10 protein-coding genes are annotated in these 13,051 nt (G+C 58.1%); 1 reads left to right on the top strand and 9 read right to left on the bottom strand.

Translation table 11 applies throughout. From position 1 onward, the window contains the following. Position 1 precedes the first annotated feature (1 nt). Complete coding sequence (gene ftsH, locus ACWR1S_RS12970) at positions 2 to 1,909, bottom strand: ATP-dependent zinc metalloprotease FtsH (RefSeq protein WP_016986501.1); 1,908 nt, start codon at positions 1,907 to 1,909, stop codon at positions 2 to 4. Between the two features lie 202 nt (positions 1,910 to 2,111). Next, positions 2,112 to 2,741 (bottom strand): 23S rRNA (uridine(2552)-2'-O)-methyltransferase RlmE, encoded by a 630-nt coding sequence (gene rlmE / locus ACWR1S_RS12965; RefSeq protein WP_008088328.1) that lies wholly within the window; start codon positions 2,739 to 2,741, stop codon positions 2,112 to 2,114. Between the two features lie 101 nt (positions 2,742 to 2,842). On the opposite strand from rlmE, the gene ACWR1S_RS12960 reads away from it, so the two are divergent. Beyond that, positions 2,843 to 3,151, top strand: coding sequence for a YhbY family RNA-binding protein (locus tag ACWR1S_RS12960; protein ID WP_095191062.1), 309 nt, complete (start codon positions 2,843 to 2,845; stop codon positions 3,149 to 3,151). A gap of 9 nt (positions 3,152 to 3,160) precedes the next feature. Here the strand turns inward: ACWR1S_RS12960 and ACWR1S_RS12955 are convergent, their stop codons facing one another. The 7 genes from ACWR1S_RS12955 to dnaK form a co-directional block, all read right to left on the bottom strand. Beyond that, complete coding sequence (locus tag ACWR1S_RS12955; RefSeq protein WP_454563763.1) at positions 3,161 to 3,565, bottom strand: MFS transporter; 405 nt, start codon at positions 3,563 to 3,565, stop codon at positions 3,161 to 3,163. Positions 3,566 to 3,593: 28 nt separating this feature from the next. After that, positions 3,594 to 4,070, bottom strand: a complete 477-nt coding sequence (greA, locus tag ACWR1S_RS12950) for a transcription elongation factor GreA (RefSeq protein ID WP_003221530.1) — start codon at positions 4,068 to 4,070, stop codon at positions 3,594 to 3,596. Beyond that, the gene (gene carB / locus ACWR1S_RS12945) at positions 4,067 to 7,288 is read right to left on the bottom strand and encodes a carbamoyl-phosphate synthase large subunit (RefSeq protein ID WP_454563762.1); all 3,222 of its coding nucleotides are present in this window, start codon (positions 7,286 to 7,288) and stop codon (positions 4,067 to 4,069) included. Before carB ends, greA begins: the two co-directional genes overlap by 4 nt. Positions 7,289 to 7,414: 126 nt before the next feature. After that, positions 7,415 to 8,551, bottom strand: coding sequence for a glutamine-hydrolyzing carbamoyl-phosphate synthase small subunit (gene carA / locus ACWR1S_RS12940; RefSeq protein ID WP_007915228.1), 1,137 nt, complete (start codon positions 8,549 to 8,551; stop codon positions 7,415 to 7,417). Between the two features lie 257 nt (positions 8,552 to 8,808). Beyond that, positions 8,809 to 9,615, bottom strand: a complete 807-nt coding sequence (gene dapB, locus ACWR1S_RS12935; protein WP_038357479.1) for a 4-hydroxy-tetrahydrodipicolinate reductase — start codon at positions 9,613 to 9,615, stop codon at positions 8,809 to 8,811. 9 nt (positions 9,616 to 9,624) lie between these two features. Beyond that, positions 9,625 to 10,749, bottom strand: coding sequence for a molecular chaperone DnaJ (gene dnaJ, locus ACWR1S_RS12930; RefSeq protein ID WP_016986506.1), 1,125 nt, complete (start codon positions 10,747 to 10,749; stop codon positions 9,625 to 9,627). A gap of 297 nt (positions 10,750 to 11,046) precedes the next feature. Continuing rightward, entirely contained in the window at positions 11,047 to 12,963 is a 1,917-nt protein-coding gene (gene dnaK, locus ACWR1S_RS12925; protein ID WP_454563761.1) for a molecular chaperone DnaK, read from the bottom strand. Positions 12,964 to 13,051: the final 88 nt, after the last annotated feature.

Below are 13,051 nucleotides of genomic sequence, written 5' to 3'. Positions count from 1 at the left end.
CTTAAACGTCAGCAGCCGGGCCGCCAATCGGGGTTTCCGGACGCTCGTCCCGAACCACTGGAGGTGGCGGCGTACCGGTGCCACCGGACCAGTCACGAGGCTCGCGAGGTGTACGACCCGCCATGATGTCATCGATCTGTTCAGCATCGATCGTTTCGTACTTCATCAGCGCATCGGCCATGGCATCGAGCTTGTCACGGTTATCCGTGAGGATCTGCTTGGCCGTGCCGTAGCACTGATCAATGATGCTGCGCACCTCGGAGTCAATCAGCTTGGCTGTCTCACCCGAGAAGCTGGCAGCCTGACCGCCACCGCCGCGACCGAGGAACACTTCACCCTCTTCTTCCGCGTACATCAAAGGACCGAGTTTTTCCGACAGACCCCACTTGGTGACCATGTTCCGGGCAATCTGACTGGCACGCATGATGTCGTTGGAAGCACCGGTGGTTACACCGTCAAAACCAAGGGTCATTTCTTCAGCGATACGACCACCGTACAGCGAGCAGATCTGACTGATCAGCGCTCGCTTGGACAGACTGTAACGATCTTCTTCTGGCAGGAACATGGTCACACCCAGCGCACGACCGCGCGGGATGATCGAGACCTTGTAGACCGGATCATGCTCTGGCACGACGCGACCAACGATGGCATGGCCAGCTTCATGATAAGCAGTGTTCTGCTTCTCTTTTTCAGACATGACCATCGATTTGCGCTCGGCGCCCATCATGATCTTGTCTTTGGCCAGTTCGAATTCCTTCATTTCAACGATGCGTTTGCCGCTGCGTGCAGCGAACAGCGACGCTTCGTTGACCAGGTTAGCCAGGTCAGCACCCGAGAAACCCGGAGTACCACGTGCGATAACGGCCGGAGCGACGTCGTCACCCATTGGCACTTTACGCATGTGAACCTTGAGGATCTGCTCGCGACCACGGATATCCGGCAGCCCCACCACAACCTGACGGTCGAAACGGCCTGGACGCAGCAATGCAGGGTCGAGTACGTCTGGACGGTTGGTCGCAGCGATAACAATGATGCCATCGTTCATTTCGAAGCCGTCCATCTCAACCAGCAACTGGTTGAGAGTCTGCTCACGTTCATCGTGACCGCCACCCATGCCAGCGCCACGATGGCGACCAACGGCATCGATTTCGTCGATGAAGATAATGCAAGGCGCATGCTTCTTGGCCTGCTCGAACATGTCACGAACACGGCTAGCACCGACACCGACGAACATTTCAACGAAGTCGGAACCGGAGATGGTGAAGAACGGAACCTTGGCTTCGCCGGCAATCGCCTTGGCCAGCAAGGTTTTACCGGTACCCGGAGGACCGACCATCAGTACGCCGCGCGGAATACGACCGCCCAAGCGCTGGAACTTGCCCGGATCACGGAGGAATTCAACCAGCTCGCCGACTTCTTCCTTGGCTTCGTCGCAACCGGCAACGTCAGCCAATGTAGTTTTCACCTGATCTTCGGAGAGCAGGCGTGCCTTGCTCTTGCCAAAGCTCATCGGCCCGCCCTTGCCACCGGCACCGCCCTGCATCTGGCGCATGAAGAACATGAACACCGCGATGATCACCAGGATCGGGAAGCTGGCTACCAGCAACTGGGTCCAGATACTTTGCTGCTCAGGCTGTTTGCCTTCAACCACAACGTGATTGTCGACCAGATCGCCGATCAGTCCATTGTCCTGAATAGCCGGACGAATGGTCTTGAAGCTGTCGCCATCGTTGCGTTTGCCGGTGATTACATAGCCATCAACCGCTACGCGCTCGACCTTGCCATCCTTGACCTGCTGGATGAAGTCGGAATAGTTGAGGGTCTGCGGCTCGTTAGGGCTGGAGAAGTTGTTCATCACCGTCACCAGGACAGCCGCGATGATCAACCACAGGATCAGATTCTTTGCCATATCGTTCAATTAACTACCCTCTGAAGCAAGCTCCGCTACTGGCGCGCGCTTCGCATGATATTCACCGGCCTAACTTACTACATTACCTACGGCTCTGGCAGGCGCCGTCTGTAACCCTTTGTGAAACACTTTCTACACAATATTCGTTAATGCTAGCCGGGCGAAATACTAAAAACCTATCACCCCGCACAAAAACCTCGTTTTACTCACTACGCCCGCGATAACCCCAAGCCAGCATGTATTGCTCGCGAGAGCTGCCACGAGAGGAGTCCGGCTTGATCATCTGGATCTTGTCGAACTTTTTGCGAGCGTCCTTCAGGTAAACATCAAATCCTTCACCCTGAAAAATCTTGATCACAAAATTGCCACCCGGCTTGAGTATCCGCTCTGCCAGATCAAGCGCCAGCTCGCAAAGGAACATGGCCTTCGGCATATCCACTTCGGGCGTACCACTCATATTGGGGGCCATATCGGAAATCACAAGGTCCACCTGCGAATTACCCACGGCTTCAAGAATCTGCGCGAGCACTGCGTCCTCGGTGAAGTCACCCTGAATAAAGGTCACGTCAGGGATGCTGTCCATTTCCAGAATGTCCGAGGCGATCAAACGTCCCTGACCGCCGATCAGACGACTGGTGACCTGCGACCAGCCACCGGGCGCCGCCCCTAGGTCGACAACGCTCATGCCTGGACGGATCAGCTTGTATTTCTCCTGGACTTCCAGAAGCTTGTAACTCGCACGCGAGCGGTAGCCATCCTTCTGCGCTTGCTTCACATAGGGATCGTTGACATGTCGTTTCAGCCAACCAAGGCTTGTCTTGGAACGCGCCATTGGGCACCTCGATAATAAGAGTCGTGATTAATTGGGCGGATCCACGAGCCCTCGGGTAAAATGGCCGCCATTTTACAGAATCCAGACGAAAGGGTCAGATTATGCCGCTCACTCCAGAGCAGAAGAAACAGTACAAATCCATTGGCCACCACCTGAAACCCGTTTTGACGGTGGCTGATAACGGTTTGACTGAAGGCGTGTTAGCCGAACTTGAACGCGCTTTGGCGGATCACGAGCTGATAAAGATCAAGCTCAATATCCTTGATCGCGAGTCGCGCCTGGCGCACATCGCAGAACTGTGCAAGGTCGGCAAAGCGGACCTGGTACAGGTCATCGGCAAGATGGCACTGGTTTACCGCAGGAACTTCAGCGCCAACAAGCAGCTGTCGAACGTTCATCGCTTCAAGTGATGAAAAGGGTCACGGGTGTGCCTGGCGCACCCTGCCACTCCATCCCGGCACCGGCTGCATCACCAGCACCAGCCCGGAAAACCCCAGAACCAGATAACTGAACACCTGCCAGCGCTGCGCATCCGGCCAGCCGACACGCACTGCGACAAACATCGCACACGCATACAACGCCATCAACAGCACCTGCCCGCGAAAATCTCGCCATAGACTGGCAAGGCCCTCGGCCTGTACCAGCACCAAAGCCTGAAATATCACGCATGCGGCGGCAAAACCCACCACCAGCACTTCAAATGCACTGGCCACCTCGTCGATCAGCAACGGCGCCAGGCCAATCTTGCCCAGCGCCGGCTGCAAACCGAGATGAATCAGCCAAAGACCGCCGACCCAAAGCATCTGGGTCAGTTGCCAAAGCATGGCGCCCGCATGTAGCGGGCGCCCTTTTTCAGATGTGACGGACTTCGACAATCTCGTACTCGATCACGCCACTTGGCGTTTTCACGGCGACCACATCGCCCTCTTCCTTGCCGATCAAGGCACGGGCCAAAGGCGAGCCAACCGAAATCTTGCCGAGTTTGAAGTCAGCCTCATCCTCACCCACGATGTGGTAAGTGACGCTTTCGTCGGTCTCGACGTTGGCGATTTCGACGGTGGTACCGAAAATCACTTTGCCGGTGTGCGGAATGGTCGTGACGTCGATGATGACCTGATTCTGAATCCGGCCTTCGATGTCACGAATCCGCGCTTCGACCATGCCCTGTTGTTCGCGGGCGGCATGGTATTCAGCGTTTTCTTTCAAGTCACCCAACTCGCGGGCCGTACCGATGTCCTGGCTAAGCTTCGGACGGACGACCTTGGTCAGGTGAGCGTGTTCTTCTTCCAGGGCTTTAGCGCCCTGGACAGTCATTGGGTATTTGATCATGCCTTCAATCCTGCGTGTAGATCCTGCAAGCGACGCACGGTTTTTTCCGGACCGAACTTCAGCGCTTCACAGATAGCTTCGCCAGCAGCAATGGTGGTGGTGCAGTAAATCTTGTGCTGCAAGGCATTACGACGAATGGAGTACGAATCAGCGATCGACTGACGACCTTCGGTGGTGTTGATGATCAGGGTGACTTCGTCATTCTTGATCATGTCGACCACGTGCGGACGACCCTCGGTCACTTTGTTCACACGGCGCACTTTCAGGCCTGCGGCCTCGATCAGCTTGGCAGTACCGGCAGTGGCAACCACTTCGAAGCCCAAGTTGATCAGATCGCGGGCCACGCCTGCAACCAGAGGCTTGTCATCGTCGCGAACGCTGATAAACGCGGTACCGCCGGTCGGCAGCACTTCGCTGGCGCCCATCTGGGCTTTGGCGAATGCTTCACCGAAGGTGTCGCCGACGCCCATCACTTCACCGGTCGACTTCATCTCTGGGCCGAGGATCGGGTCAACGCCAGGGAATTTGGCGAACGGGAACACCGCCTCTTTCACGCTGTAGAAGTTCGGGATGATTTCTTTGGTGAAGCCGATTTCCTTCAGGGTCTTACCGGCCATCACGCGGGCAGCGATCATTGCCAGGGAGACACCGATGCACTTCGATACGAACGGTACGGTACGGGAAGCGCGCGGGTTGACTTCGATGACGTAGATGTCTTCGCCCTGCAAAGCCAACTGCACGTTCATCAGGCCGACAACGCCCAGTTCCAGGGCCATTTTCTTGACCTGCTCGCGCATCTCGTCCTGGATGTGCGCCGGCAGCGAGTACGGCGGCAGCGAGCACGCGGAGTCACCGGAGTGAACGCCAGCCTGTTCGATGTGCTGCATGATTGCGCCGATGACGACGTCTTTGCCGTCGCAGACCGCATCCACGTCCATTTCGATGGCGCAGTTGAGGAAGTGGTCGAGCAGCACCGGGCTGTCGTTGGACACTTTCACCGCGTCACGCAAGTAGCGCTTGAGCTCTTCTTCTTCGTAAACGATTTCCATCGCGCGACCACCCAGGACATAGGATGGGCGCACTACCAGTGGGTAGCCGATCTTGCTGGCGGCACGAATCGCTTCGTCTTCGCTGCGCACGGTGGCGTTTGGCGGCTGACGCAGGTTCAGACGCTCAACCATTTGCTGGAAACGCTCACGGTCTTCAGCGCGGTCGATCGCGTCAGGGCTGGTGCCGATGATTGGCACGCCAGCAGCTTCCAGAGCGCGAGCCAGTTTCAGCGGAGTCTGGCCGCCGTACTGGACGATCACACCTTTCGGCTTCTCGACGCGGCAGATTTCCAGCACGTCTTCCAGGGTTACCGGTTCGAAGTACAGACGGTCGGAAGTGTCGTAGTCAGTGGAAACGGTTTCCGGGTTGCAGTTGACCATGATGGTTTCGTAGCCGTCTTCGCGCAGAGCGAGGGCAGCGTGAACGCAGCAGTAGTCGAACTCGATGCCTTGGCCGATACGGTTCGGACCGCCACCCAGAATCATGATCTTGTCGCGACCCGACGGCGCGGCTTCACACTCTTCCTCGTACGTCGAGTAAAGGTAAGCGGTGTCGGTGGCGAACTCGGCGGCGCAGGTGTCAACGCGCTTGTAGACCGGGAACACTTCGAGCTTCTGACGGTGCGTACGCAGGTTTTTCTCGGTCACGCCCAACAGTTTGGCCAGACGCTGATCGGAGAAGCCTTTGCGCTTGAGCTTGAACATCAGGTCGCGGTCGATAGCGGACAGACCGAGGGTCTTGACCTTCTCTTCTTCCTTGATCAGATCTTCGATCTGTACCAGGAACCACGGGTCGATCATGTTCATGCCGAAGATTTCTTCGACGGTCATGCCGGCGCGGAAAGCGTCCGCCACGTACCAGATACGCTCGGCACCCGGCACGGTCAGTTCGCGCTTGAGCACGCTCATGCTTTCCGGGTTGCTCAGGTCGAGCTTCTCGTCCAGACCGCAAACGCCGACTTCCAGACCGCGCAGGGCTTTCTGCAGGGATTCCTGGAAGGTCCGGCCGATGGCCATGACTTCACCAACCGACTTCATTTGCGTGGTCAGGCGTGCGTCAGCCTTGGCGAACTTCTCGAAAGCAAAGCGTGGCAGCTTGGTGACGACGTAGTCGATCGATGGTTCGAAGGACGCCGGGGTTTTGCCGCCGGTGATGTCGTTCGACAGTTCGTCGAGGGTGTAGCCCACAGCCAGTTTGGCCGCGACTTTGGCGATCGGGAAACCGGTGGCTTTCGAAGCCAGGGCCGAGGAACGCGATACACGCGGGTTCATTTCGATCACGACCATACGGCCAGTGTCCGGGCAGATACCGAATTGAACGTTGGAGCCGCCAGTCTCGACGCCGATCTCGCGCAGTACCGCCAGGGAGGCGTTACGCAGGATCTGGTATTCCTTGTCGGTCAGGGTTTGTGCTGGAGCCACGGTGATCGAGTCACCGGTGTGCACGCCCATCGGGTCGAAGTTTTCGATCGAGCAGACGATGATGCAGTTGTCCTTTTTGTCGCGGACAACTTCCATTTCATATTCTTTCCAGCCGATCAGCGATTCGTCGATCAGCAGCTCTTTGGTCGGCGACAGGTCCAGACCACGGGCGCAGATTTCTTCGAACTCTTCACGGTTGTACGCGATACCGCCACCGGTGCCGCCCATGGTGAAGGACGGACGGATGATGCACGGGAAACCCAGGGTCTCGAGGACTGCGTTGGCTTCTTCCATGCTGTGGGCGATACCGGAACGCGGGCACGCCAGGCCGATGGATTTCATCGCCTTGTCGAAACGCGAACGGTCTTCGGCCTTGTCGATGGTGTCGGCGTTGGCGCCGATCATCTCTACGCCGAACTTCTCCAGAACGCCTTCGCGCTCCAGGTCCAGGGCGCAGTTCAGAGCAGTCTGGCCGCCCATGGTTGGCAGCACGGCGTCCGGACGCTCTTTTTCGATGATCTTGGCAACGGTCTGCCACTTGATCGGTTCGATGTAGGTGGCGTCGGCCATGTCCGGGTCGGTCATGATGGTGGCCGGGTTGGAGTTCACCAGGATGACGCGGTAACCCTCTTCGCGCAGGGCTTTACAGGCCTGGGCGCCGGAGTAGTCGAATTCGCAGGCCTGGCCGATAACGATCGGGCCAGCGCCGAGAATCAGGATGCTTTTAATGTCTGTACGTTTTGGCATGGGTTTGTCACTCAAATCCGCAGGTCAGTCGGCAAGCCGTCTTGATCGATTTCTGAAGTCCCGAGGGGGCCACCGGTGCCGGGGCCGCCCTCGAGGGGCTTCTCTCTACAGTCTCAAGGCGAGCGCTTAGCGTCGCTTGGCCATCTCGTTGATGAAGCGGTCGAACAGCGGCGCGACGTCGTTCGGGCCCGGGCTCGCTTCAGGGTGACCCTGGAAGCTGAACGCGCTCTTGTCGGTGCGCTCGATGCCTTGCAGGGTGCCGTCGAACAGCGATTTGTGGATCGCACGCACGTTGGCTGGCAGGGTTTCTTCGTCTACCGCGAAACCGTGGTTCTGGCTGGTGATCATCACAACGCCAGTGTCCAGATCCTGCACCGGGTGGTTGGCACCGTGGTGGCCGTGGCCCATTTTCAGGGTCTTGGCGCCGGAGGCCAGAGCCAGCAGTTGGTGACCGAGGCAGATGCCGAACACCGGAATTTCGGTTTCCAGGACTTCCTTGATCGCTTTGATCGCGTAGTCGCATGGCTCCGGGTCACCAGGGCCGTTGGACAGGAACACGCCGTCGGGTTTCAGCGCCAGTACGTCGGCAGCTGGAGTCTGAGCTGGTACGACGGTAACGCGGCAGCCGCGCTCGACCAGCATGCGCAGGATGTTGACCTTGACGCCGTAGTCGTAGGCAACCACGTGGTAAGGCAACTCGGAAGCGTCGATGGTCGCGTGGCTGTCGGTCTTCAGATCCCAGACAGTCGAGCGCCATTCGTATTGGGTCTTGGTGCTGACGACTTTCGCCAGATCCATGCCCTTCAGGCCCGGGAAGCCTTGCGCAGCGGCGATGGCCGCTTCTTCGGAGATGTTGTCGCCGGCCATGATGCAGCCGTTCTGTGCGCCTTTTTCACGCAGGATGCGGGTCAGGCGGCGGGTGTCGATACCGGCGATGGCCACAACGTTGTTGGCTTTCAGGTAATCGGACAGGGACATCGTGTTACGCCAGTTGCTCGCTACCAGCGGCAGGTCACGGATGACCAGGCCAGCGGACCAGACGCGGTCGGACTCGGCGTCTTCCGGCGTGGTGCCAGTGTTGCCGATGTGCGGGTAAGTCAGGGTAACGATCTGTTGGGCGTAGGAAGGATCGGTAAGGATTTCCTGATAGCCGGTCATTGCGGTGTTGAACACCACCTCACCAACGGTTTGACCGTCGGCACCAATGGCTTCGCCGCGAAAAATGCTGCCATCAGCAAGGGCAAGTATGGCTGGCTTAGTCAAGAAGACCTCCCGTAAATAACGCATGAAAGGGCGATCGCAGGTTGTAAAAAAGCGGAGTGACGTATGGACACGTCACCCCGCTTCTTCACTGAATTATTCTGCGCGCTTTTAGTGGACACACTAAAGCTGTAGCTTACAGAAAAAGGCTTTTTTGGTCCACCGCTAAAGAGCCGAAAAGGCCGGAGAATGCGACAGGTCGTCGCCGAGCGGAGAAAAACCAGCGCAAACAGGGCGTTTGCGCCGGGTTCAGCAATGAATCAACGCAGGTCGAGCACGTCTTGCATGTCGTACAGACCCGGCTCGCGACCGTCCAGCCACAACGCCGCACGCACCGCGCCCTTGGCGAACGTCATGCGACTCGAAGCCTTGTGCGTAATCTCCAGACGCTCACCTTCGCAGGCGAACAGCACCGTGTGATCACCCACCACATCACCACCGCGCACGGTGGCAAACCCGATGGTTTCGCGCTCACGGGCACCGGTATGACCTTCGCGACCGTAAACCGCGACTTTCTGCAAATCACGATCCAGCGCACTGGCAATCACTTCACCCATGCGCAACGCCGTCCCCGACGGCGCATCGATCTTGTGACGGTGGTGAGCCTCGATGATTTCGATGTCGGCATCATCACCCAACACCCGCGCCGCCATGTCCAACAGCTTCAGCGACAGATTGACGCCGACACTGAAGTTGGCCGCGAAGACGATCGGAATATCCTTGCCCGCCTCGACCAGCAACTGCTTCTGCGCAGCGTCCAGCCCGGTGGTGCCAATGACCATGGCCTTGCCTGCCTTGCGGCAGAACGCCAGGTTTTTCAGCATCACTTCCGGCAACGTGAAGTCGATCAAGACATCGAACTCTTCAGCGACTGCCTCGATATGCCCGGACAGCGGCACACCGATGCGGCCCAGCGAAGCCAGCTCACCAGCATCGACGCCGATCAGCGTGCTGCCAGGACGAACCACGGCGGCGGTCAACCCGGTCAGTGGCGCGCGCTGTTGCACGGCCTCGACCAGAATCTTACCCATGCGCCCAGCAGCGCCCATCACAGCTATACGTCGCATGCCGACTCCTTACAGATCGCCGAAGAAACGCTTCACACCGTCGAACCAACCGGTGGTTTTCGGCGAATGGCTGTTGTCGTCCGCCAGCGAGCTGCGGAATTCTTCCAGCAGTTCGCGCTGACGACGGTTCAGGTTGACCGGCGTTTCGACCGCAACGCGGCACATCAAGTCGCCCGCACCGCCGCCACGCACCGGCGCCACGCCTTTGCCGCGCACACGGAATTGCTTGCCGGTCTGAGTGCCCTCAGGGATTTTCAGTTTGACGCGACCGTCGAGGGTCGGAATTTCCAGCTCGCCGCCCAAGGCTGCATCAACGAAGCTGATCGGCACTTCGCAGAACAGATGCTTGCCATCGCGCTGGAAGATGTCGTGCTCGCGGACATTGATGACCACATACAGGTCGCCTGTCGGGCCGCCCTGCGTGCCCGCCTCGCCTTCGCCGGACAGACGAATGCGGTCGCCGGTATCGACGCCAGCCGGCACTTTGACCGAGAGGGTTTTGTACTCTTCAACGCGACCGTCACCGTGGCAGGAATCGCACGGATCGGAAATGATCTTGCCCTGGCCATGGCAACGCGGGCAGGTTTGCTGCACCGAGAAGAAGCCCTGCTGCATGCGCACCTGGCCGATGCCGCCGCAAGTCGGGCACGTCGATGGAGAGGAGCCTTTCTTGGCACCCGAACCGTCGCACGGCTTGCAGTTGACCAGTGTCGGAACACGGATATTCACCGACGTGCCGCGTACCGCTTCTTCCAGATTCAGTTCCAGGGTGTAGCGCAAGTCGCTGCCACGCTGAGCGCCGCCACGGGAACCGCCGCGACCGCCACCGAAGAAATCACTGAAGACATCACCAAAGATGTCCGAGAAGTTCTGACCGCCGAAACCGGCACCGCCGCCACCCATGCTCGGGTCGACACCGGCATGACCATACTGGTCGTACGCCGCGCGCTTGCTGGAATCGGACAGCACTTCATAGGCCTCATTGGCCTCTTTGAACATTTCTTCCGATGCTTTGTCATCGGGATTACGGTCCGGGTGGTGCTTCATCGCCAGACGACGGTAAGCCTTTTTCAGGTCCGCATCGCTTGAGCCACGCTCAACACCCAACACTTCGTAATAGTCACGCTTTGCCATAAGTCTTCTGCACTCTTGAGGACGTCCGGCAAACCCCTCCTGAGGATCGCCAAACTCGTTGAGCCCCAATACAGGCCCGGACCCAACTCACGTCAATTCAACGATCCTGGTCTTTGTTTCTTGCGGTACTTTCAGCGCGAAAAGCAGGAGCATTCCCGGCCATACCACCAACATCCGAACCTTGTCGCATGCTGTAAAAATTCGCGTATTCCAGATACGCCAACGCGGGAGCTAGCTCCCGCGCGGCGACATCCTACCAGTCACTGCCTAAAGGCAGTCAACCGGCCGACCAACAACTTACTTGTGGTCTTTGACTTCTTCGAACTCTGCATCGACAACGTCGTCAGCCTTCTCAGCCGATTCGCCTTGCGGGGCTGCGCCATCAGCTGGCTGAGCCTGTTCGGCATACATCTTCTGAGCAACCGGAGCGGAGACTTTCGACAGCTCTTCAACCTTCGCTTCGATAGCAGCCTTGTCGTCGCCTTTGACAGCGGCTTCCAGAGCAACCACGGCAGCTTCGATCGCAGTCTTCTCTTCGGCGGTGACTTTGTCGCCCGCATCAGCAACCATTTTGCGCGTCGAGTGAACCAGCGCATCACCCTGGTTACGGGCAGCGGCCAGCTCTTCGAACTTGCGGTCTTCCTCAGCGTTGGCTTCGGCGTCACGCACCATGCGCTCGATTTCTTCGTCGGACAGACCGGAGTTGGCCTTGATCACGATCGACTGGGTCTTGCCGGTAGCCTTGTCTTTCGCACCAACGTGCAGAATGCCGTTCGCGTCGATGTCGAAGGTCACTTCGATCTGCGGCACACCACGTGGAGCTGGTGGAATGTCGGCCAGGTCGAACTTGCCCAGGGACTTGTTCTGAGTGGCTTGCTTACGCTCGCCCTGCAGCACGTGAATGGTCACAGCACCCTGGTTGTCGTCGGCAGTCGAGAACACTTGCGATTTCTTGGTAGGAATCGTGGTGTTTTTCTCGATCAGCGCGGTCATCACGCCACCCATGGTTTCGATACCCAAGGTCAGCGGGCTGACGTCGAGCAGCAGAACGTCTTTCACGTCACCAGCCAGAACAGCGCCCTGAATCGCAGCACCCATGGCAACAGCTTCGTCCGGGTTAACGTCTTTGCGAGCTTCTTTACCGAAGAAATCGGTCACCAGCTTCTGCACCAGCGGCATACGGGTCTGACCACCGACCAGAATCACGTCGTTGATCGCGCCAACGTCCAGACCTGCGTCTTTCATGGCGATGCGGCAAGGCTCGATGGTGCGCTGAACCAGGTCTTCAACCAGTGCTTCGAGCTTGGCACGCGAGATCTTCACGTTCAGGTGCTTAGGACCGGTCGCGTCTGCAGTGATGTACGGCAGGTTGACGTCGGTCGACTGAGCGGACGACAGCTCGATCTTGGCTTTCTCAGCGGCTTCTTTCAGGCGCTGCATGGCCAGCGGATCACCTTTGAGGTTCATGCCGCTTTCTTTCTTGAATTCGTCAACGAGGTAGTCGATCAGACGAATGTCAAAGTCTTCACCGCCGAGGAACGTGTCACCGTTGGTGGCCAGAACTTCGAACTGGTGCTCGCCGTCAACTTCAGCGATCTCGATCACGGAAACGTCGAAAGTACCGCCACCCAGGTCATAAACGATCACGGTGTGATCGCCCTTGGCCTTGTCCATACCGTAAGCCAGAGCGGCTGCGGTTGGTTCGTTGATGATACGTTTTACGTCCAGACCGGCAATGCGGCCGGCGTCTTTGGTCGCCTGACGCTGACTGTCGTTGAAGTAGGCCGGAACGGTGATGACCGCTTCGGTCACGGTCTCGCCGAGGTAGTCTTCGGCGGTCTTCTTCATCTTCTTCAGAATTTCTGCCGAGATTTGTGGCGGCGCCATTTTCTGGCCGTTCACTTCAACCCAGGCGTCGTTGTTGTCAGCCTTGACGATCTTGTAAGGGACCATCTGGATGTCTTTCTGCACAACTTCTTCGTCGAAACGACGACCGATCAGACGCTTTACTGCGTACAGGGTGTTGTGCGGGTTGGTCACAGCCTGACGCTTGGCCGACTGACCTACCAGGATTTCGCCATCGTTGGCGTAAGCGATGATCGACGGCGTGGTACGCGCGCCTTCAGCGTTTTCGATAACTTTTGCTTTGCCGTTTTCCAGCACGGAGACGCAGGAGTTGGTAGTCCCCAGGTCGATACCGATAATTTTGCCCATGTTAACTCTCCCGAAACTTTGGATTTGGATGCCGCAGCAGTGGTGGCTGACTGCGGTAGCACTTAAACGCTTGACTTCTAAATGGGGG

The organism is Pseudomonas sp. AIG (assembly GCF_977020205.1).
Note: the sequence above shows the minus strand (reverse complement) of the source record. Positions and strands in the feature narration are given on the sequence as shown.

Bases quoted from the DNA above. Each gene is read 5' to 3' on its own strand.
- ACWR1S_RS12955 (WP_454563763.1), bottom strand. From the start codon at position 3,565: ATGCTTTGGCAACTGACCCAGATGCTTTGGGTCGGCGGTCTTTGGCTG.
- dapB (WP_038357479.1), bottom strand. From the start codon at position 9,615: ATGCGACGTATAGCTGTGATGGGCGCTGCTGGGCGCATGGGTAAGATT.
- dnaK (WP_454563761.1), bottom strand. From the start codon at position 12,963: ATGGGCAAAATTATCGGTATCGACCTGGGGACTACCAACTCCTGCGTC.
- rlmE (WP_008088328.1), bottom strand. From the start codon at position 2,741: ATGGCGCGTTCCAAGACAAGCCTTGGTTGGCTGAAACGACATGTCAAC.
- carB (WP_454563762.1), bottom strand. From the start codon at position 7,288: ATGCCAAAACGTACAGACATTAAAAGCATCCTGATTCTCGGCGCTGGC.
- greA (WP_003221530.1), bottom strand. From the start codon at position 4,070: ATGATCAAATACCCAATGACTGTCCAGGGCGCTAAAGCCCTGGAAGAA.
- dnaJ (WP_016986506.1), bottom strand. From the start codon at position 10,749: ATGGCAAAGCGTGACTATTACGAAGTGTTGGGTGTTGAGCGTGGCTCA.
- ACWR1S_RS12960 (WP_095191062.1), top strand. From the start codon at position 2,843: ATGCCGCTCACTCCAGAGCAGAAGAAACAGTACAAATCCATTGGCCAC.
- ftsH (WP_016986501.1), bottom strand. From the start codon at position 1,909: ATGGCAAAGAATCTGATCCTGTGGTTGATCATCGCGGCTGTCCTGGTG.